The following is a 19,864-nucleotide window of genomic DNA, read 5'->3' as shown; positions in this document are numbered from 1 at the left end:
AGACTTTCCGTGAGACTTTTCGTAACAGCAAGCCTGTCCAGCACCACTCCATCCAGGCCCGGACACCATCCACACCTGCTGCAACTGACCTATATTCGCGTCGTCACCCTGTTCGGCATTGCGGCGGCGGTGTTGTTTGCCGTGTATATGCTGCATCTGCAGCTCAACGTCTGGTTGATCGCCGGCACCCTGGGCATCATCGCGCTGGTCAATCTGTTCACCTATGCACGGCTGCACTCGCACTGGCCGGTCACCGAAACGGAGCTGTTCAGCCAGCTCACCGCCGATGCCGTACTCTATGGTGCGCTGATCTACCAGACCGGCGGTGCCACCAACCCGTTCATCTTTCTGCTGCTGATCCCGCTGCTGATTGCCGCCGCCACCCTGTCCTGGCGCTTCACCTTCCTGACCGCCCTGCTGGTGGTGCTGCTGTACAGCTCGCTGATGCACTATTACCTGCCGGTGCTGCCGCTGGACAGCGGACACCGCCACAGCCTGGTCGCACTGTTCGACCTGCATATCACCGGCATGTGGTTCAACTTCCTGTTCACCGTGCTGCTGATCAGTTGGTTCATCGTGCGTCTGCAGCAGACAATGCGCCAGCAGGAGCGTCGTCTGGCCCAGGAGCGCGAGCGCCGTCTGCAGGACCAGCAACTGCTGGCGCTGGCAACGCTGGCCGCAGGCACCGCGCATGAACTGGGTACGCCGCTGTCGACCATGAGCGTGGTACTGCACGACATGGCGCTGGATCACCCCGATGGAGAGCTGGCGGAGGATATCGCCCTGCTGCAACAGCAGGTGACCGCCTGCTCCGAGCGCCTGCAGGCGATGACGCAGAGCGCCCAGCAGGCGGGTCGCTATGAACGGATAGCGGTCACCGAGATGTTGGAGGCGTTACTCGACCAATGGCAGTTGATGCGCCCTGAGGCTCGCTACAGTGTGCAGTTGCCCGAGACTCAGCCGGCGCCGCCGGTGCGCAGCTCAATCCAGCTGCTGCAGGCACTGACCAACCTGCTCAACAATGCCGCCGATGCCTGCCCTCAGGATATCGAGATTAGCCTGAGCTGGGATGCGGAGCAGATCTGGCTGCGTATCCATGATCGAGGCCCCGGATTACCTCTGGCGACCGCCGCCGATCTGGGTAAGCCCTTTGTCACCACCAAGGGCAAGGGGCTGGGCATCGGTCTGTTCCTGACCGCGACGACCCTGGCCCAGCAGGATGGCGAGGTTCGCCTGTACAACCACCCTGAAGGCGGCACCCTGACAGAGGTCCGGCTGCCGATTCCCGTCACCGAAGAGAGCCCGCGATGAGCAGAGAGTTTCTGGTCGTCGATGACGACCCCACCTTTACCCGCGTACTGGCCCGCGCGCTGACCCGCCGGGGATACAACGTGAGCGTTGCACGCAGCGTCAGTGAAGCCCTTGTCTGCGCACGGGCACAACCACCGGCTCTGGCCAGCGTGGATCTGAAGATGGAGGGCCCCTCTGGGCTTGAGCTTATAGAGACGCTGAAAGCGATCAATCCCGAGGTGCGGATATTGATCCTGACCGGATACGCCAGTATCGCCACCGCGGTGGATGCGATCAAGCTGGGCGCCGTGAACTACCTGCCGAAACCGGCCGACGCCGATCAGATCCTCGCTGCGCTGCAGCAGGTGGCGGCGGATGCGGAGCGGCCGATAGCCGCCGACCCGATGTCGGTGGACCGGTTGGAGTGGGAGCATATCCAGAAGGTACTCTCGGCCCACGACGGCAACATATCGGCGACCGCACGGGCGCTGGGTATGCACCGGCGCACGCTGCAGCGCAAGCTGCAGAAACGGCCGGTCAGGCGTTAGGCAACCCCGAGATTACTGATCGTCGATATAACGCCGGGCGTCGAAGGTGCGGATCCAGTCCGGGTGGAACACCATCATCCCGGTCATGATGATGCCGTTTATCAGCCCCTCCGGGAACATGATCAACGGCAGGTAGATCACATACTCGTGGTAGATCTTGCTCCAGGGGTAGGTATCGGACAACCAGAGCAGAACGCCCATGGTCATACCGCCGCTCATCGCGGCGATACCACCGCCGAGGAAGGCACAGAGGAACAGGTAGATGAAGAAGTTCTTCGGCAAGCGCCACTCCACCAGCCGCCAGACGGCGTAGCTGACCAGCGTCGGGATCACCACAAAGCAGAGGGCGTTGGGCAGGAACTCCGACCAGCTTTCACGGCCAATCAGGGTGAGACCGATCAGCGCCGCGGTACCGGCGCAGATCGCCAGATCCCAGCCGAACATCAGCGTCAACGTGGTCATGCCGACGAAATGGATCGACAGTCCAGGGGAGATGCCGGCGCGTAGCGTCCACAGCAGCATCACCACCACCGCGGCGCCGAACAGCAGGTGCTGAATACCACGCTCGCGCATCAGTACAGCCCAAGGCAGACGCCGCAGCGCCACCCCCAGGGCAAGCAGATACAGCACACCGGTAACCGTCAGCCAGCCGACACTGACCAGCCCCTCGCTCGGATTCATCCGTCCCCATCCCACTAAGCGCTCACATGCACCTCTAGTGTATCGGATCTACCGATCCACGGCTCAACCCGAGACGCTGATCCCGGTCAATCCAGCGTGCGATTGAACAGCAGCGCATCCTCGCGGCCCTCCTCGGTGGGGTAGTACCCACGACGGCGCCCGCTCTTTTGCCAGCCGCAGCTACGGTACAGCTGCTGGGCTGCGCTATTGGAGTCCCGTACCTCAAGATAGAATGCACTGACTCCGCGCTGCTCCAGCATGCTCTGCGCCTCCAGCAGCATCGCACGTGCCAGCCCTTCGTTGCGCCTCTGCGGGTGCACGCCGATACGGATCAGCTCCGCTTCGTCCAGGATATGGCTGAACAACACGAATCCGATCGGTTGCTCCGCCACCAGCAGCCAGCAGAGATAACGCTTGGTGTTGCTCAGCATCTGTTGCCAAAGCTTGGTGGACCAGGAATCATCGAAACAGCTGTCATCAAGCTTCAGCATAAGGTTCAGATCGTCCGCTGTTGCGCGACGCAGTTCAGGTGTAGTCAAGAGAGTGCTCTATAGGGATTCAGCTGGGACGGTTCAATAACGGCTGCAGATCACGCCAGAGTTCTGCCTTCATCTCCGGCAGTTGCAACGCCTGGCTCAGGCTGACGCTGGCGATGCAGTGTAGCTCTGGCCTCAGGGTAAAACGTATGCCACGCAACGCGTCGAGTACCTCTTCCCGCTCCAGCACCCACTGTGCCGCGCTCTCGCCCAGCAACAACGCGCGTTTGACGCTGCGCAGCGCCAGCGTCAGCTCCAGTTTGCGTCGAACCGCTTTGGCCAACTCCTGCGGCCCCTGGTCCAGGGTTGCACCGGCCAACACCGGCCAGGAGAGCAGCGCCGCGTCGCTGGCCGCGTCGGTCACATCCAGCGCTCGGGCGACACCCGCCAACAGCTTTTGGTGCTGGGCCGAGAACCCCTGCCGCGACGCCGGCGGCAGACTGTCCACCACCAGCAACTCGCCGACCAGTACAAATGCCAGTTTTACCCGGGGGGCCTGGGCCGGCGGGCCGCGACGAACCGGCGCACTGGGCTGATCAGTCACTTCTTCACGCGACACCGCAGCTGCCGCTGGCGCCTTGGATGTCTGGACGGAATCGATTAGTGGCGCGATGGAAGCCCGCGCCTGGGAACGAGCATTGCCTACCGCCTCACTGACGGCAGCGAGTTCAGTCCCGCTCTCTTTGGCAGCGGGCGCCTCGGTCGCAACTTGCTCGGCATCCACCTCGGCAAAATCATCAAACCCGTCCCCCTCTCCCGGCAAGGGATAGCGGAACCGCTCCACCCAGGGCTCTGACGGCGCAGCACCCGGCAGCCGGGCACGGGGCAACCAGCTGCTGATGCCGATCGCCTCCAGGTACTGATGCCTAAGCTGTTCGCCGCTATGATCCATTACTATCCGTTCTACCTTCCAACCTTAAACTTGGGGATGCGCTTTCTGGATATTGGCATCCAGCATGTTCAGCGCATGCAGGTAGGCCTTGGCCGAGGCGATGATGATATCGGTATCGGCGCCCAGGCCGTTGACGATACGTCCCGCCTTCTCCAGCCGTACCGTCACCTCACCCTGGGAGTCGGTGCCCTGGGTCACCGCATTGACGGAGTAGATCTGCAGATTGGCGCCGGACTGGGCGATCTGCTCGATCGCCTTGAAGGTCGCATCCACCGGCCCGCTGCCGGGGGACTGGCCATCGAATTCGGTACCGTCCACCATCACCTTGAGGCTGGCCACCGGGGTTTCGCCGGTCTGCGAGGTTACGGTCAGGCTACTCAGGCGATAGCGTTCGCTGGCGGCCTCGGCGCGAGCATCACTGACCAGCGCCATCAGATCCTCGTCGAAGATCTCGTGCTTCTTGTCCGCCAGCTCCTTGAAGCGGGTGAAGGCGGTGTTCAGCTCGGCATCGGTGGCAAAGCTGGTGCCCAGCTCCTCCAGACGGGCGCGGAACGCCGCGCGACCGGAGTGTTTGCCCAGCACCATGCGGTTGGTATTCCAGCCCACATCCTGCGCGGTCATGATCTCGTAGGTTTCGCGGTGCTTGAGCACGCCATCCTGATGGATGCCGGACTCATGAGCAAAGGCGTTGGCACCGACGATCGCCTTGTTCGGCTGCACCGGGAACCCGGTGACGCTGGATACCAGGCGTGACGCGGGCACGATCTGGGTAGTATCGATATTGGTTTCCACGCCCATTACGTCGCGACGGGTGCGCAGCGCCATGACGATCTCCTCCAACGAGGCGTTGCCGGCGCGCTCGCCCAGGCCGTTGATGGTGCACTCCACCTGCCGCGCTCCGGCGCTGATCGCCGCCAGCGAGTTGGCCACGGCCAGCCCCAGATCGTTATGGCAGTGCACAGAGAAGATCGCCTTGTCGGCATTGGGGATACGCTGGATCAGCTCGCCGATCACCTGGCCGAACTGCTGCGGCACCGCGTAACCCACGGTATCGGGGATATTGATGGTGCGCGCACCGGCATCGATTACCGCTTCGATGATGCGGCACATGAACTCCATCTCGGAACGGCTGGCATCCTCGAGCGAGAACTCCACATCGTCGATCAGATTACGCGCCCGCTTGACCGCACGCACCGCGCTTTCGACCACCTGATCCGGTTCCATCTGCAGCTTGTACTTCATGTGGATCGGCGAGGTGGCTATAAAGGTGTGGATACGGCCGGAGTTGGCCTCGCGCAGCGCTTCGCCGGCACGATCGATATCCGCATCCAGCGCCCGTGACAACGAGCATACAGTGCTGTCCTTGATGGTCCGGGCGATCGCCTGAACCGACTCGAAATCGCCGACGCTGGCGATGGCAAAGCCCGCCTCGATCACGTCGACCCGCATCCGCTCAAGCTGGCGGGCGATGCGTAGCTTCTCGTCACGGGTCATCGACGCACCGGGGCTCTGCTCCCCGTCACGCAAGGTGGTATCAAAAATAATGACTCGATCCTGGCTACTCATAGGTGCTACTCCGCATGACGGGGCCGCTTTTGATATTCAGATGGGCGATCCGCGTAGGGTTTATTCGACTAGGTGAAGTATACAGCGCTCTGCCGACAAATGGGCCGCTATAGTAGCGCCTCGCTGTCGGGTTTAAAACCACAGTCCAATGCGACGATTGCGGGTCGCCCTTCAACTCCTGTAGCTTGACCTGCCCCCGTTCGCAGGCAAGAGTTATACACTCGTAGACACTCACGCCGAATCCAAAAAAGCAGAGGAAAAAGGGATGTCACCAACCGACTTTGATCGGCTGATCGATCGCCGCGACACCGCCAGTGAAAAGTGGGAGCGTTACCGCGACACGGAGATACTGCCGATGTGGGTCGCCGATACCGATTTCATTGCGCCCCAAGCGGTGCTCAAGGCGCTACATGCCCGGGTGGATCATGGCGTGTTCGGCTACACCAACGCTCCTGCCCGCCTGAACGAGTTGGTATGTGAGCGTCTCGATCGCCTCTACGGATGGTCGGTCACCGGTGACGATCTGGTCTGGTTGCCGGGTCTGGTTTGCGGCCTGCACCTGGCCTGCCGTACCACCAGCACAGCGGGCGAAGCGGTGATGACCGCACAGCCGATCTATCCGCCGTTCATGTCAGCGCCCCGACTCTCCGAGCGCCAGCTGATCACCCTGCCGATGCTACGCCAGGAGCAGCGATCGGTGATCGATTTCGACGCACTGGAGGCCGCGATCACCCCCTCCACCCGCCTGCTGCTGTTCTGCAACCCGCACAACCCCGGCGGTACCGTCTACCGCCGCGACGAGCTGGAGCGACTGGCGGAGATCATCCTCAAGCACGACCTGTATATCTGCTCCGACGAGATCCACTGTGACCTGATTCTTGAGCCGGGTTTGCAGCATACGCCGATCGCGTCGCTGAACAGTGCGATCGCCGAGCGCTGCATCACCCTGATGGCGCCGAGCAAGACCTACAACATTGCGGGCCTCGGGTGCTCCTTCGCGGTGATTCAGAACCCCCAGCTGCGCCGGCAGTTCCAGCGCACGCGTAAAGGCATCGTGCCGGACGTCAACCTGATGGGGTATACCGCAGCCGAAGCTGCCTACGCTGATGGCGATGAGTGGAACCGTGCTCAACTGGAGTATCTGCGCGGCAACCGGGACTACCTGGTGCGGGAGATCAACGCGATCCCGGGGCTGAAACTGGATCCGATCGAGGCCACCTACCTGGCCTGGATCGACGTCAGTGCGGCGAAACTGGAGAATCCGGCCTACTTCTTCGAGCAGGCCGGCGTCGGCATGTCACCGGGACGGGATTTCGGCGACGAGCGCTACATGCGGCTTAACTTCGGTTGCCCGCGTGCCCTGCTGGAGGAGGCTGTATCGAGAATCAAGCGGGCGCTGCTGAATCATCTGCCCGCCTGAGCCCGATCAGGCGCGTTCGAACGCGAACGGGATCACCTGATCGATCCGCTGCGCGCCCAGCGCCAGCATCACCAGGCGATCGAAGCCGAGCGCAACACCGGCACAAACCGGCAGTCCGGCCTCCAGCGCCGCAACCAGCCGCATCTCCAGCGGTCGTTGCGGCAACACCAGCTCGGCACGCTGCTGTTGATCCTGCTGCAGTCGCCGACGCTGCTCCTGCGCGTCGATGAGTTCAAGATAGCCATTGGCCAACTCGATACCGCGCACAAAGAGTTCGAATCGGGTCGCGACCGGCGTCCCGGTTTCATCCTGCACCACCTGGGCCAGCGCCGCCTGAGAGGCGGGAAAGCTGTGCACGAACACCGGTTCCAGCAGGCGCGGCTCGATCACATGGGACATCAGCAAGTTGAGCCAGGTATCGCGGGACTGATCCTCGAACGGCGCATCGACATGCTGTCGACAGAGCGCCTGCAGTTGCGCCACATCAGCCACGTGCGGGTCGATACCCAGCTCAGACTGGAACAGCGCCCGGTAGCTGACCCGCCGGGCACTGAACGCCGGCACCACCTGGCCGACCAACGCCTCGACCTCGTCCATCAGCTGCTCGGCCGAAAAGCCGGGGCGATACCACTCCAGCATGGTGAACTCGGGGTTATGCCGACTGCCGGATTCACCGTTGCGGAACACCTTGCCCAGTTGATAGATCGCACCGCTACCGGCCGCCAGCAGTCGTTTCATCGCATATTCCGGCGAGGTCTGCAGATAGAGCCTATGCGTCGGCTGCCCGGGCACCGCACCGTAGGACACCTCGATAGAGTCGATAAAGGGATCGCTGACCGCACAGTGCGACATGAGCTGGGTGTCCACCTCCATCACCTCATGTCGGGCAAAGAAATCGCGCACCTGCGCCAGCATTCGCGCCCTGGCCCGAAGGTTTTCCATTGTGGCGCCGGGACGCCAATCAGAGTCGATTGTCATCGAAAACGGAGTTCATCAAAGAAACTATACAGAGACGCCAGAAACCAACAGATTCTGTGCGTAGGGGTGAATCTCTCTTTCGGTAGCTCGGCGGTCCATCCACAATTGGACCCGTGGCTTTGCGCTCCCCAGTGAACCCGGAGGTTGCCTTTTCGGGAGAGATTCGTCGCTGGAAAGGGGTCCGATAACCCGACAGGAGCGGGAAAACCCCGGCCGGACGGAACCCTAGGAATCATCCTAACAACAATTGTTTCCGGATGCTATCGGGCCCACTTAAATATTTATCCGCCGCAACCTGGTCGCTATCGACAAACAGAAACGGCGGCCGAAGCCGCCGTTTCCCTGCTCAAACCGCCGATCAGGCGCGGCTGACGTATTCACCGGTACGGGTATCGATGCGCAGCTTTTCGCCACGCTCGATGAACAGCGGCACACGCACAACGGCACCGGTGCTCAGGGTAGCCGGCTTGGAACCGCCCTGCGCCGTGTCACCCTTGAGGCCCGGATCGGTCTCCACCACTTCCAGCTCAACGAAGTTCGGCGGCGTTACGGCGATGGGGTTGTTGTTCCACAGGGTGATCATGCACTTGTCCTGCTCCTTGAGCCACTTCGTTGAGTCACCCACCGCATTCTGGTCGGCAGCGTACTGTTCGAAGGTGCTGGGCTCCATGAAGTGCCACATCTCGCCATCGTTGTACAGATACTCCATGTCACGATCCATGACATCGGCACCCTCCACCGATTCGTTGGACTTGAAGGTACGTTCCCAGATACGACCGGTAATCAGGTTGCGCAGACGCACGCGAGTAAACGCCTGGCCCTTGCCCGGCTTGACGAAATCGACATCGACCATGGAGCAGGGATCGCCGTCGATCATCACCTTAAGGCCGTTTTTGAACTGGTTGCTGGAGTATGTTGCCATTACGGGAGTCCACTTGATAACTGGGAATCGGGCCGGTAGTCCCGGCGCTAAAAGTGGCGTAAAGTGTACTAGGGAAGCCGCAATCAAGTCTACGCAGATCTCTTAGTGCAGCTAGCGCTTGATCGCCGCCTCGCGCTTTGGGCAGAATGCCCGCCTACATCCACTTCATCTCCATGCCCTGATTCCATGAACGCTTATTGGCCCGCCCCCGACGCCTGGCAGCAGGCGCTGCGCACCGCGATCACCGACCCGACCGAACTGCTACGGCTGCTGCAGCTTCCGCCGTCGTTGTCGGACCAGGACGCGCAGAACAGTTTCGATCTGCGGGTTCCGCGGGCCCTGGTGTCACGCATGGAGCCGGGCAATCCGAAGGATCCACTGCTGCTGCAGGTGTTGCCCAGCGCGCGGGAGATGATCGCCACCCCCGGGTACAGCAACGACCCGCTGGCCGAACTCGGGAGCAACCCCAGTGCCGGCGTGGTGCACAAGTACCGCGACCGGGTTCTGCTGATCACCAGTGGCGGCTGCGCGATCAACTGTCGCTACTGCTTCCGCCGCCACTTCCCCTACCAGCAGAACCAGCTGGGTCCTGAGCAGTGGCAGCAGGCACTGACCTACATCGGTGCCAACCCGGAGTTAAGCGAGGCGATCCTCTCCGGTGGCGATCCGCTGGTGACCCCCGATACGCGCCTGTCCAGGATGATCACGGACCTGGCCGGTATCGGGCATCTGAAACGTATCCGTATCCATACCCGGCTGCCGGTGGTGATTCCCGAGCGGGTGACCCGGACGCTGGTCGAAGCGCTGACGGCCACTCGACTGCAAGCGGTGGTGGTGCTGCACTGCAATCACCCTCGTGAGGTAGACGACAGTGTCCGCACCGCGATCACCCGCCTGCGCGATGCCGGTATCACGGTGCTCAACCAGGCGGTACTGCTGCGCGATATCAACGACAGCGTCGATACCCTGCAGCAACTCAGCGAAACCCTGTTCGAAGTCGGCGTGCTGCCCTACTACCTGTTCGTGCTCGACCCGGTGGCCGGTGCCGCCCATTTCGATGTCAGCGACAACGATGCTCAGAAGCTGGTCGGCGAGCTGCAGACCCGACTGCCCGGCTACCTGATACCTCGTCTGGCACGCGAGATTCCCGGCCGGCCATCGAAAACGCTGCTCACTCCCGACCAAACAGATGTTTAATTTATTGCCCTTGGAACTCGCAAACGCTATACAGATCAGATAAACGACTGATCGCCCGGCACCAATCCAAACGGGCACATACAACAACCAACAACTCAATGCTTGTCCGGAGCCCGGAACATGAACTCTCTATTCGGCAGCCATCGCCCCGCCTGCCGCCTGCTGATCCCCGTTGTCTGTACACTGATGCTCGCCGCATGCGCCCAAAAGCCGCAACCCCAGCCAGTTGTTAAAAAACCGGAACCCAAACCAGCGCCACCGCCGCCATCACTGGTCATTCGCAACATGCACCCGGCGGCGCCGGAGAAGCACGGCGTGGTCGCCGCACATATCGATTTCGTCAACGGCACCCCGAACACACTGGAATACGTGATGTTCAAGACCACTGCCTACACCGCGGACGGCAAGCTGGTACGCGCCAAGAAAACGGGCCGGGAAAACGCCTGGCTGCGCGTTGCCGGTCCCTTCGCGCCGGGTGAATCCAGCGGCGACAAACGCTGGGACAAGGTGTGGCAGAACAGCAAGTTGTCCTGCTTTCGCATCGAGGGCGCCGAGCTGATCGACGTCAACGGCGTGGTGGAGTACTTCGAGGCCGATCGCATCAAGCTGATGCCGGAACTGGCCTCCAAGGGTGATTGCGACGGTAACAGCTAGACAGACTGGAACCTGGCACCCCATCGCTGATGGGGTGCCGAAGGCTAATCAGCCACGCCGCGGCGGGATGGTCGGGAAGGCGGTAACCGTGCCCTTGGCATCACTGATCTTGGCGACACCCTGCTGGCGCACCTCATCGATGCGGACGATGGAGTGCATCGGGATGTATGACCGCTTCACATCGCCAAACTGCTGTTTGAGCTTCTCCTCACCCGGGTCAACCACCAGCTCCGATTGGGAGCCGAACACGAACCCCTCGAGTTCGATAAAGCCCCAGAGGTCGCTCGGGTAGACATGCCGCACGTAGAGCTCATACACCTTGTCCTGATTGACGAAGGCAACGCGGTAGATGGGTTCATCACTGGCCATGGGCAACAGCGTCTCCTGACTTACAGAGTAAATGACTGCGATGCTCCCGATATGAGGGCGGCGTCTACAATTACAAGGGGCGGCTGGTTGCTCATTTTCTGGTCTGTGCTCTGTCACTCACGTATAATCTCCGGTCCCTAATTTTAAGCACCCTCTTGTTGAGTGCCGTCTTAAGTTTGCAAACCCTCTCAATCGACAGGTGATTCATGGCGAAAAAGCTGTTTATCAAGACACACGGTTGTCAGATGAACGAATATGACTCAGCCCGCATGGCCGATCTGCTGGGCGAGAGCCACGCGCTCGAGCTGACCGAGAATCCGGACGACGCCGACGTGCTGCTGCTCAACACCTGCTCGATCCGAGAGAAGGCACAGGAGAAGGTATTTCACCAACTCGGTCGCTGGCGCAAGCTGAAGGAGCGGCGTCCGGACCTGGTGATCGGTGTCGGCGGCTGCGTGGCCTCCCAGGAGGGCGCTGCGATCCTCGACCGCGCGCCCTACGTGGATATGATCTTCGGCCCGCAGACCCTGCACCGCCTGCCCGAGATGATCCAGCAGAGCCAGAACGGCAGTGTCGGCATCGTCGACGTCAGCTTCCCGGAGATCGAGAAGTTCGACCATCTGCCGGCGCCCAAGGTCGAGGGCGCCGAGGCGTTCGTCTCGGTCATGGAGGGGTGCAGCAAATACTGCACCTTCTGCGTGGTGCCCTATACCCGCGGCGAGGAGGTCAGCCGCCCGCTGGATGACGTGATCGCCGAGTGCGTGGAGCTGGCCGAGCAGGGTGTGCGCGAAGTCAACCTGCTGGGGCAGAACGTCAACGCCTACCGCGGCGCCACCAGTGACGGCGATATTGCCGACCTGGCCGAGCTGATCCGCATGGTCGCTGCGGTCGACGGCATCGACCGCATCCGCTTCACCACCAGCCACCCGGTGGAGTTCAGCGATGCGCTGATCGACGTCTACGCCGAGGTACCGGAGCTGGTCAGCCACCTGCACCTGCCGGTCCAGAGCGGCTCGGACCGTATCCTGATGGCGATGAAACGCGGTCATACCGCACTGGAGTACAAATCCAAGCTGCGCCGGATCAAGAAACTGCGCCCGGATATCAGCTTCTCCTCCGACTTCATCATCGGCTTTCCCGGCGAAACCGACAGCGATTTCGAGGCAACGATGAACCTGATCGCCGATATCGGCTTCGACGCCTCGTTCAGCTTTATTTACAGCCGCCGTCCGGGTACGCCCGCCGCGGACCTGCCGGATGACGTCTCCGAGGAGACCAAGAAGCAGCGATTGCAGATCCTGCAGGACCGCATCACGCAACAGGCGATGCAGATCAGCCGTCGTATGGTCGGCAGCACCCAGCGCATCCTGGTCAACGGCTACTCAAAAAAGGACCCGGGCCAGCTGTCCGGGCGCACCGAGAATAACCGCGTGGTCAATTTCCGCTGCGACAACCCGGATCTGATCGGCCACTTCGCCGATGTCCGTATCGTCGAAGCCTATGCCAACTCACTGCTCGGCGAGCTGGTTAGCTCCGAGCTGGACTGATTTCATCGAACTGGACCCTTGAGATGAGCGATAGCGAAAACTCGCTGGCACAACCCTCCATCAAGCTTCACCTGGAGCCGGAAGACAACAAGGCGCTGGCCAACCTGTGCGGTCAGTTCGACGAGCACCTGCGTCTGATCGAGCAGCGCTTGGGCGTGGAGATCCGCAACCGCGGCGGCGCTTTCCAGCTGCTTGGCGACCTGAGCCTGATCGAGGCGGTCGGCGACATCCTGAAGCAGCTCTACCGCGACGCCCTGAGCGGCGAGACCGTGACGCCGGAGCGGGTGCATCTGCACCTACAGCAGGCCGGTGTCGAGCAGCTGCAGAGCTCGCTGTCGGCCGAGGACAAGGGCGTCAGCATCCGCACCCGCAAGGTGCAGATCCGTCCCCGCGGTCAGAACCAGCAGAGCTACGTACGCTCGATCCGACAGCACGACATCAACTTCGGTATCGGCCCGGCCGGTACCGGCAAGACCTACCTGGCCGTGGCCTGCGCCGTGGAGGCGCTGGAGCGCGAAGAGGTCAGCCGCATCCTGCTGGTGCGCCCGGCGGTCGAGGCCGGCGAGAAGTTAGGCTTCCTGCCCGGCGATCTGGCACAAAAAGTGGATCCCTACCTGCGCCCGCTGTACGACGCGCTGTACGAGATGATCGGTTTCGAGAAGGTAGCCAAGCTGATCGAGCGCAACGTGATCGAGGTGGCGCCGTTGGCCTACATGCGTGGACGCACCCTGAACGGTTCGTTCGTCATTCTCGACGAGAGCCAGAACACCACCCGCGAGCAGATGAAGATGTTCCTGACCCGTATCGGCTTCGGCTCCACCGCCGTGATTACCGGTGACGTGACCCAGGTCGACCTGCCCAAGGGCACCAAATCCGGCCTGCTGCACGCCATCGAAGTGCTCAAGGGGGTCCAGGGGATCGGCTTTACCCACTTCTCCGCCCAGGATGTGGTGCGCCACCCGCTGGTACAGCATATCGTCAGGGCCTATGAGGCGTTCGAGAAGCGTGAACGCTCGGAAACTGGAGACAAAGCGTGAGCTATAACATCGACCTGCAGGTGGACGTCGACGACAAGGATCTGCCCGGTAAAGAGGCATTCGAGCGCTGGGTTAGCGCTGCACTTCAGGGGCGGCTGACACGCGGCGAGGTCTGCATCCGCATCGTCTCCGCCGAGGAGAGCCAGGAGCTCAATCGCGAGTACCGTGGCAAGGACAAGCCGACCAACGTGCTTTCCTTTCCGTTCGAAGCGCCAGCCGGAATCCCCATCGACCTGCTCGGGGATCTGGCGATCTGTGCGGACGTTGTACGCCAGGAAGCCGAGGAGCAGAACAAGCCGCTTGAGGACCACTGGGCGCATATGGTGATCCATGGCACCTTGCATCTGCTCGGCTTCGATCATATAAAAGACGACGAAGCCGAAGAGATGGAAGCGCTGGAGCGCGAGCTGCTGGCCCACCTCGGCATTGCAGACCCTTATGAACCCGCCTAGAGGCACTATATGAGCGAAGACCGATCGAGCGGCTCGTCGAAAAGCTGGCTGGAAAAATTAGCCAACGCTTTCTCCGACGAGCCTCGCACCCGCGAAGATGTACTTGAGGTGCTGTACGAAGCCGGCGAGGATGGAATCCTCGACCAGGACGCCGTCAGCATCGTCGAAGGTGCCATGCAGGTGTCCGACATGCAGGTGCGCGACGTGATGATCCCGCGCTCGCAGATGTCGGTGGTTCACATCGGTCAGTCGCCGCGCGACTTCATGCCGCTGATCATCTCCAGCGCCCACTCCCGCTTCCCGGTCTGCGGCGAAAACCCGGACGAGGTGGTGGGTGTGCTGCTGGCCAAGGATCTGCTGCCCTACATGCTCGAAGGACGTCTCGACGAGTTCGATCTGCGCAGCTGCATGCGCAAAGCCACCATGATTCCGGAAAGCAAACGGCTGAATGTGCTGCTCAAGGAGTTTCGCGGCACCCGCAACCATATGGCGATCGTAGTGGACGAGTACGGCGGTATCGCCGGCTTGATCACCATCGAGGATGTGCTGGAGCAGATCGTCGGCGAGATCGAGGATGAGCATGACGCCGACGATGCCGAAGGCAATATCAAACCTTTCGATGACGAGGGCTATATCGTCAAGGCGCTGACCCCGATCGAGGATTTCAACGAATATTTCGACGTCGGCCTGCCCGACGACGAATTCGATACCATCGGCGGTATCGTGACCCGGCACTTCGGCCACCTGCCGAGCAAGGAAGAGTGCGTAGAGTTCGATGGTTTCAGCTTCAAGGTGCTGAGCAGCGACAATCGCCGCATCCGGCTGCTGCAGGTCAACCGCCTGGCACGTTGACCATGCATCGCCCCCTGACCAGGCAGATCGCACCGAATCTAGCGGTCCTGCTGGCCGGTGCTGCTACAGCACTGGCCTTTGCGCCCAATTCCCTGCCCCTTTTTGCCCTGCTCTCACCGGCACTGCTCTGGCTTTTGCTGCACGACCAGCCCCCTGCCAAGGCACTGCTGCGCGGATGGCTGTTCGGCCTGGGCTTTTTTGGCGCCGGCGTATCCTGGGTCTATGTCAGCATCCACACCTACGGCAACGCCTCCGTTGTACTGGCCGCAGCGCTGACACTGGCCTTCTGCGCCTCGCTGGCACTGCTGTTCGCACTCCAGGCCTGGATCGGCGCACGCTGGTTTTCCGGCCGCCACGCCTGGCTCGGCTTCATTGCACTCTGGTGGCTGTTCGAATGGCTGCGCAGCTGGTTGCTGACCGGCTTCCCCTGGCTCTATCTCGGCTACGCCTGGATCGACACTCCGGTCAACACTCTGGCCCCGATCGGCGGTGTCTGGCTGCTGTCGATGCTGAGCCTGCTGCTCGCCGCAGGCTCCGTCGAAGCACTGCTGCGGCGACGCCTGTCACCGCTGCTACCAGGCACAGTACTGTTGTTGATTGCACTCTTGGTTCCCAACCGCTGGAGCCAGACTGCTGGAGAGCCGCTGCAAGTTGCCGTGGTGCAACCCAACGTGCCGCAGTTGATGAAGTGGGATTCGGGTTACCTGAACTCGATTCTCGACCAGCTGGTCGACCTGACCGAACAGCAGCCGGACGCGGACCTGGTGGTCTGGCCGGAAAACGCCCTGCCCGCGCTCTACAACCGGATTGCGGGCAGACTCGCCCCGCTGCTGCAGTGGCTGGAGACAACGGATACCACGCTGATCACCGGACTCCCCACCGCGACCCGGGATCTGAACGCCCCGGAACGGGTGCTCTACCACAACAGCCTCGCGGCCCTGGGCCAACAGACCGGCCTCTACCACAAGCGCCGCCTGGTGCCGTTCGGTGAATATGTACCGCTGGAAGCCCAGTTGCGCGGACTGATCGAATTTTTCAATCTGCCGATGTCCAGCTTCAGCCTGCCGCAACGGGAGTTGCCGCCACTGAGGCTTGGGCGCTACGCAATCGCCTCGGCAATCTGCTACGAGATCGCCTACCCCGAACTGGTGCGCAAGAGCGCGCGCTCTGCCGAGCTGGTCCTCACCGTCTCCAACGACACCTGGTTCGGCCGCTCGATCGGCCCCGACCAGCACCTGCAGATGGCCCGGATGCGCGCGCTGGAAAACGGTCGCTGGGTGATTCGGGGTACCAACAACGGCATCACCGCGCTGATCGACCCCAAGGGGAAGGTCAGCGCACAGCTGCCGGTGGATGAGATCGGTGTACTCAGGGGCAGCATCACCCCGATGACAGGGCAGACACCCTACCAGCGCGTCGGCGTCTGGCCCGTGCTGGCGCTCACGCTGCTACTGTTGCTGGGATTGCTGCTCCTGCGCGTCGGAGCGGCGCGCAAACACGACCGAGCCACAGCTACAGGGCTGAATCACTGAGGTTTGGGTCAGCACCTGGCTGGTACCGCACACCTGACACTCCAGCGTGCCCGGCGCCGTGATCTCACCGGCCAGGTACTCGTTCTCGCCATGCGCCAGCTGCTCCCGCAGCAGCTCGAGCTCGATCCGGGTGCGGTCGGCCAGATCCAGCAGGCGATCGACAACCTTTCGCTCCAGCACATCCAGATCGAAATGCAGCCAGGCAGCAACACCGGCGCCGGTTTCGTGGATGTAGTACCCGAGCTGGGTCAGGTCACGGCGGATATAGGCTTTGAGCAGATCCATCTCGTCACGGGTCATATCCTCGGCGGCCAACTCCAGTTCGGCCGCTTCCTCGATCTGCTCCTGCAGATAGTCCCAGGAGTGAGTACCCGCCTTGTCCAGGCGCTCCCGCAGCCGGTCGAGGATACGGTCATAGGCTTCAGGGGCCTGCTCCGAATGTTCCGGTGGACGTTTATCGTTCTTACTCATGACGGCTCCTTACCGCGTCGGGATACTGCCGGATCGCAACGCCGGTGAACCTCAGCGTTCGATCTGCGCTTGTCTATATCTATAGTACAGCGCCGGGTTGCCGGAAAGTCTCTGCGCAAGATCAGTGAAAGGTGGCGAAAACTGGCTTTGGGCCGCCTTTGCGCTGTATCCTATGCATCAGTCGTATTAGTGTACTATTCGATAGTTTTATATAGAAAAATCACCCAAATACTTTGCAACCGGCGCTACTCACCGCACCCATGAATGCGGGCTCCGAAAAGCGCCGGTTTTATTGTGAATAGAGCTCAACGGACCGTAATGAACGAACAGTATCAGCCCCGGGAAATCGAAACCAAAGCCCAGCAGTATTGGCAGGAGCACGACAGCTTCAAGGCAGTGGAAGACCCCAGCCGTGAGAAGTTCTACTGCCTGTCAATGTTCCCCTACCCCAGCGGGCGACTGCACATGGGGCATGTTCGTAACTACACCATCGGTGACGTGATCTCCCGTTATCAGCGCATGCAGGGTAAAAACGTGCTGCAGCCGATGGGCTGGGACGCGTTCGGCCTGCCCGCGGAGAACGCCGCGATCAAGAACAACGTGGCGCCGGCCAAGTGGACCTACGAAAACATCGACTACATGCGCGATCAGCTGCGGCAGATGGGCTTCGGCTACGACTGGTCGCGTGAGCTGGCCACCTGCCACCCGGAATACTATCGCTGGGAGCAGTGGTTCTTTACCCGCCTGCTGGAGAAGGGACTGGTCTACAAGAAGGAGGCCGAAGTCAACTGGGATCCGGTCGACCAGACCGTACTGGCCAACGAGCAGGTGATCGACGGCCGCGGCTGGCGCTCCGGCGCTATCGTCGAGCGCAAGAAGATCCCGCAGTGGTTCCTCAAGATCACCGACTATGCCGACCAGCTGCTCGACGACCTCGACAAGCTGGAGCACTGGCCGGAGCAGGTGCGCACCATGCAGCGCAACTGGATCGGCCGCTCCCAGGGGGTGGAGCTGAGCTTCCACGTCGAGGGCGATGGCGATCTCGAAGTGTTCACCACCCGCCCCGACACACTGATGGGCGTGACCTATGTTGCCGTGGCCGCGCAGCATCCGCTGGCGCTGAAAGCGGCACAGCACAACGCCGAGCTCGCCGCCTTCATCGAGGAGTGCCGTCACACCAAGGTTGCCGAAGCCGATATGGCGACCATGGAGAAGAGGGGGATGCCGCTGGGCATCGACGCCACTCACCCGCTGACCGGCGAAAAGGTACCGGTCTGGACCGCCAACTTCGTACTGATGGATTACGGCTCCGGCGCGGTGATGTCGGTACCGGGTCACGACCAGCGTGACTGGGAGTTCGCCAAGAAGTATAACCTGCCGATCAAGCAGGTGATCGCGCCTACCGACCGCAACCTGGTGGTGGATCTGGACAAGGAAGCGTTCACCGACAAGGGCGTGCTGATCAACTCCGGTGACTTCGACGATCTGGAGTTTGATGTCGCGTTCAAGGCGATCTCCAAGGAGCTGTCCAACAAGGGTCGCGGCAAGGTCACCATCCACTTCCGCCTGCGCGACTGGGGTGTATCCCGCCAGCGCTACTGGGGCGCACCGATCCCGGTGATCAACTGCGCCGGCTGTGGCTCCGTGCCGGTGCCCGAGGATCAACTGCCGGTACTGCTGCCGGAAGATGTCGCCTTCGACGGTGTCGGCTCGCCGATCAAGAAGATGGACAGTTTCATCCAGACCAGCTGCCCGAAGTGCGGCGGTGCCGCCGAACGCGAAACCGACACTTTCGACACCTTCATGGAGTCGAGCTGGTACTTCGCCCGCTACGCCAGCCGCTTTGCCGGCAACGAGATGCTCGACCCGACCAGCGCCAACTACTGGCTGCCGGTGGATCAGTATATCGGCGGTATCGAACACGCGATCCTGCATCTGCTCTACTCGCGCTTCTACCATAAACTGCTGCGCGACGAGGGACTGGTCGATTCGGATGAGCCGTTTACCCGCCTGCTGTGCCAGGGCATGGTGCTGGCCGACAGTTACTATTTCGAGGATGAACAGGGCGGCAAGGTCTGGGTTTCACCGACCGAGGTCGAAACCGACACCGACGACAAGGGGCGCGTCGTCGCCGCACGGCGCAAGTCCGACGCCCTGGCGTTGAAGCACGACGGCATGTCCAAGATGTCGAAGTCGAAGAACAACGGCATCGACCCCCAGGTGATGATCGATCGTTACGGTGCCGACACCGTGCGCCTGTTCATGATGTTCGCCGCTCCGCCGGAGCAGTCGCTGGAGTGGTCCGATTCCGGTGTTGAGGGCGCCAACCGCTTCCTGCGCCGCTTGTGGAAACAGGTACACGACCATCTGCTTGATGCGGGCAACCAGATTGCCACGCTGAAAACCGATGAGCTGAGTGACGCTCAGCGCGAACTGCGCCTGAAAGTGCATGAAACGATCCAGAAAGTGACCGACGACATCGAACGCCGGCAAACCTTTAACACCGCGATCGCCGCGATCATGGAGCTGTCCAACAGCATCTCCCGCTTTGTTGACGCCAGTGAGCAGGGTCGCGCGGTGATGCACGAAGCGCTGGAAACGGCGGTTCTGCTGCTGTCACCCATCGTCCCCCACTTCAGCCATGAACTCTGGCAGCAGCTCGGGCACGAGGGCGCTATCCTGCACTCGGATTGGCCTCGGGTCGATCCCCAGGCGCTTGTCCGCTCAAGCATCGAGATGGTGGTACAGGTCAACGGCAAACTGCGCGCCAAGATCTGTGTTGCCGCCGACGCCGACGAGGATGTGATCCTGCACCTGGCACTGGCTGAAGATAATGTGCAGAAACACATGGAGGGCAAGGCGATCCGCAAGAAGATCGTGGTGCCAGGTAAACTGGTCAATATTGTCGTCGGCTAGGAGG

The 19,864-nt window shown here is 61.6% G+C and carries 19 protein-coding genes and 1 riboswitch; of the genes, 11 read left to right on the top strand and 8 right to left on the bottom strand.

Annotated elements, in window-relative coordinates; genetic code table 11:
* Positions 1 to 9 precede the first annotated feature (9 nt).
* Entirely contained in the window at positions 10 to 1,311 is a 1,302-nt protein-coding gene (locus KQ940_RS12075; protein ID WP_343222652.1) for an ATP-binding protein, read from the top strand.
* Positions 1,308 to 1,838 (top strand): response regulator transcription factor, encoded by a 531-nt coding sequence (locus KQ940_RS12070; protein ID WP_217413894.1) that lies wholly within the window; start codon positions 1,308 to 1,310, stop codon positions 1,836 to 1,838. The genes KQ940_RS12075 and KQ940_RS12070 overlap by 4 nt, the downstream gene beginning before the upstream one ends.
* 12 nt (positions 1,839 to 1,850) lie before the next feature.
* Here the strand turns inward: KQ940_RS12070 and KQ940_RS12065 are convergent, their stop codons facing one another.
* From KQ940_RS12065 to KQ940_RS12050, 4 genes are all read right to left on the bottom strand, one after another.
* Positions 1,851 to 2,519, bottom strand: coding sequence for an energy-coupling factor ABC transporter permease (locus tag KQ940_RS12065; protein WP_217413892.1), 669 nt, complete (start codon positions 2,517 to 2,519; stop codon positions 1,851 to 1,853).
* A gap of 86 nt (positions 2,520 to 2,605) precedes the next feature.
* The gene (rimI, locus tag KQ940_RS12060; protein WP_217413891.1) at positions 2,606 to 3,010 is read right to left on the bottom strand and encodes a ribosomal protein S18-alanine N-acetyltransferase; all 405 of its coding nucleotides are present in this window, start codon (positions 3,008 to 3,010) and stop codon (positions 2,606 to 2,608) included.
* Between the two features lie 67 nt (positions 3,011 to 3,077).
* Positions 3,078 to 3,947, bottom strand: coding sequence for a uracil-DNA glycosylase family protein (locus KQ940_RS12055; protein WP_217413890.1), 870 nt, complete (start codon positions 3,945 to 3,947; stop codon positions 3,078 to 3,080).
* A 24-nt stretch (positions 3,948 to 3,971) separates the two neighbouring features.
* On the bottom strand, positions 3,972 to 5,513 hold the full coding sequence (locus KQ940_RS12050; protein ID WP_217413889.1) for a 2-isopropylmalate synthase: 1,542 nt from the start codon (positions 5,511 to 5,513) through the stop codon (positions 3,972 to 3,974).
* A gap of 265 nt (positions 5,514 to 5,778) precedes the next feature.
* Here KQ940_RS12050 and KQ940_RS12045 point away from each other — a divergent pair, with 265 nt between their 5' ends.
* Positions 5,779 to 6,933, top strand: a complete 1,155-nt coding sequence (locus KQ940_RS12045; protein WP_217413888.1) for a MalY/PatB family protein — start codon at positions 5,779 to 5,781, stop codon at positions 6,931 to 6,933.
* A gap of 6 nt (positions 6,934 to 6,939) precedes the next feature.
* Here KQ940_RS12045 and epmA read toward each other — a convergent pair whose 3' ends face one another.
* Together epmA and efp are read right to left on the bottom strand one after the other, a co-directional pair.
* Positions 6,940 to 7,911, bottom strand: a complete 972-nt coding sequence (gene epmA / locus KQ940_RS12040; protein WP_217413887.1) for an EF-P lysine aminoacylase EpmA — start codon at positions 7,909 to 7,911, stop codon at positions 6,940 to 6,942.
* A gap of 78 nt (positions 7,912 to 7,989) precedes the next feature.
* Positions 7,990 to 8,070: riboswitch (cyclic di-GMP riboswitch) on the bottom strand.
* Between the two features lie 199 nt (positions 8,071 to 8,269).
* Positions 8,270 to 8,833: an elongation factor P gene (gene efp, locus KQ940_RS12035; protein WP_217413886.1), complete on the bottom strand. Its 564-nt coding sequence runs from the start codon at positions 8,831 to 8,833 to the stop codon at positions 8,270 to 8,272.
* 186 nt (positions 8,834 to 9,019) lie between these two features.
* On the opposite strand from efp, the gene epmB reads away from it, so the two are divergent.
* Positions 9,020 to 10,030: an EF-P beta-lysylation protein EpmB gene (gene epmB, locus KQ940_RS12030; protein WP_217413884.1), complete on the top strand. Its 1,011-nt coding sequence runs from the start codon at positions 9,020 to 9,022 to the stop codon at positions 10,028 to 10,030.
* Between the two features lie 120 nt (positions 10,031 to 10,150).
* Positions 10,151 to 10,684: a hypothetical protein gene (locus KQ940_RS12025; protein WP_217413883.1), complete on the top strand. Its 534-nt coding sequence runs from the start codon at positions 10,151 to 10,153 to the stop codon at positions 10,682 to 10,684.
* Positions 10,685 to 10,732: 48 nt separating this feature from the next.
* Here the strand turns inward: KQ940_RS12025 and KQ940_RS12020 are convergent, their stop codons facing one another.
* The gene (locus KQ940_RS12020; protein WP_217413882.1) at positions 10,733 to 11,053 is read right to left on the bottom strand and encodes a DUF1820 family protein; all 321 of its coding nucleotides are present in this window, start codon (positions 11,051 to 11,053) and stop codon (positions 10,733 to 10,735) included.
* 206 nt (positions 11,054 to 11,259) lie between these two features.
* On the opposite strand from KQ940_RS12020, the gene miaB reads away from it, so the two are divergent.
* From miaB to lnt, 5 genes are read left to right on the top strand one after another with little or no spacing between them, the layout of a single operon-like run.
* Positions 11,260 to 12,600: a tRNA (N6-isopentenyl adenosine(37)-C2)-methylthiotransferase MiaB gene (miaB, locus tag KQ940_RS12015; protein ID WP_217413881.1), complete on the top strand. Its 1,341-nt coding sequence runs from the start codon at positions 11,260 to 11,262 to the stop codon at positions 12,598 to 12,600.
* 23 nt (positions 12,601 to 12,623) lie between these two features.
* Entirely contained in the window at positions 12,624 to 13,637 is a 1,014-nt protein-coding gene (locus KQ940_RS12010) for a PhoH family protein (protein WP_217413880.1), read from the top strand.
* Entirely contained in the window at positions 13,634 to 14,089 is a 456-nt protein-coding gene (ybeY, locus tag KQ940_RS12005) for an rRNA maturation RNase YbeY (RefSeq protein WP_217413878.1), read from the top strand. The genes KQ940_RS12010 and ybeY overlap by 4 nt, the downstream gene beginning before the upstream one ends.
* Before the next feature lie 9 nt (positions 14,090 to 14,098).
* Positions 14,099 to 14,941, top strand: coding sequence for a CorC family transporter (locus tag KQ940_RS12000; RefSeq protein WP_217413877.1), 843 nt, complete (start codon positions 14,099 to 14,101; stop codon positions 14,939 to 14,941).
* 2 nt (positions 14,942 to 14,943) lie between these two features.
* Positions 14,944 to 16,473 carry an apolipoprotein N-acyltransferase gene (gene lnt, locus KQ940_RS11995; protein ID WP_217413875.1) on the top strand — a complete coding sequence of 510 codons (1,530 nt, stop codon included), beginning with the start codon at positions 14,944 to 14,946 and terminating at the stop codon, positions 16,471 to 16,473.
* On the opposite strand, the gene KQ940_RS11990 is transcribed toward lnt, so the two are convergent.
* Positions 16,390 to 16,944 (bottom strand): zinc ribbon-containing protein, encoded by a 555-nt coding sequence (locus tag KQ940_RS11990; RefSeq protein ID WP_217413874.1) that lies wholly within the window; start codon positions 16,942 to 16,944, stop codon positions 16,390 to 16,392. The genes lnt and KQ940_RS11990 overlap by 84 nt on opposite strands.
* Before the next feature lie 318 nt (positions 16,945 to 17,262).
* Between KQ940_RS11990 and leuS the strand changes: the two genes are divergently transcribed.
* Positions 17,263 to 19,860 carry a leucine--tRNA ligase gene (gene leuS, locus KQ940_RS11985; protein WP_217413873.1) on the top strand — a complete coding sequence of 866 codons (2,598 nt, stop codon included), beginning with the start codon at positions 17,263 to 17,265 and terminating at the stop codon, positions 19,858 to 19,860.
* Positions 19,861 to 19,864: the final 4 nt, after the last annotated feature.

It is taken from the genome of Marinobacterium ramblicola (genome assembly GCF_019084545.1).
Lineage (GTDB): Bacteria > Pseudomonadota > Gammaproteobacteria > Pseudomonadales > Balneatricaceae > Marinobacterium_D > Marinobacterium_D ramblicola.
The sequence above is the reverse complement of the archived record's forward strand: the minus strand, read 5'-3'. Positions and strand labels throughout refer to the sequence as shown.

Coding starts and splice junctions, on each gene's coding strand:
- miaB (WP_217413881.1), top strand. CDS start 11,260: ATGGCGAAAAAGCTGTTTATCAAGACACACGGTTGTCAGATGAACGAA.
- KQ940_RS12045 (WP_217413888.1), top strand. CDS start 5,779: ATGTCACCAACCGACTTTGATCGGCTGATCGATCGCCGCGACACCGCC.
- KQ940_RS11990 (WP_217413874.1), bottom strand. CDS start 16,944: ATGAGTAAGAACGATAAACGTCCACCGGAACATTCGGAGCAGGCCCCT.
- KQ940_RS12050 (WP_217413889.1), bottom strand. CDS start 5,513: ATGAGTAGCCAGGATCGAGTCATTATTTTTGATACCACCTTGCGTGAC.
- KQ940_RS12020 (WP_217413882.1), bottom strand. CDS start 11,053: ATGGCCAGTGATGAACCCATCTACCGCGTTGCCTTCGTCAATCAGGAC.
- epmA (WP_217413887.1), bottom strand. CDS start 7,911: ATGACAATCGACTCTGATTGGCGTCCCGGCGCCACAATGGAAAACCTT.
- KQ940_RS12000 (WP_217413877.1), top strand. CDS start 14,099: ATGAGCGAAGACCGATCGAGCGGCTCGTCGAAAAGCTGGCTGGAAAAA.
- KQ940_RS12010 (WP_217413880.1), top strand. CDS start 12,624: ATGAGCGATAGCGAAAACTCGCTGGCACAACCCTCCATCAAGCTTCAC.
- rimI (WP_217413891.1), bottom strand. CDS start 3,010: ATGCTGAAGCTTGATGACAGCTGTTTCGATGATTCCTGGTCCACCAAG.
- KQ940_RS12065 (WP_217413892.1), bottom strand. CDS start 2,519: ATGAATCCGAGCGAGGGGCTGGTCAGTGTCGGCTGGCTGACGGTTACC.
- efp (WP_217413886.1), bottom strand. CDS start 8,833: ATGGCAACATACTCCAGCAACCAGTTCAAAAACGGCCTTAAGGTGATG.
- epmB (WP_217413884.1), top strand. CDS start 9,020: ATGAACGCTTATTGGCCCGCCCCCGACGCCTGGCAGCAGGCGCTGCGC.
- leuS (WP_217413873.1), top strand. CDS start 17,263: ATGAACGAACAGTATCAGCCCCGGGAAATCGAAACCAAAGCCCAGCAG.
- lnt (WP_217413875.1), top strand. CDS start 14,944: ATGCATCGCCCCCTGACCAGGCAGATCGCACCGAATCTAGCGGTCCTG.
- KQ940_RS12025 (WP_217413883.1), top strand. CDS start 10,151: ATGAACTCTCTATTCGGCAGCCATCGCCCCGCCTGCCGCCTGCTGATC.
- KQ940_RS12055 (WP_217413890.1), bottom strand. CDS start 3,947: ATGGATCATAGCGGCGAACAGCTTAGGCATCAGTACCTGGAGGCGATC.
- KQ940_RS12070 (WP_217413894.1), top strand. CDS start 1,308: ATGAGCAGAGAGTTTCTGGTCGTCGATGACGACCCCACCTTTACCCGC.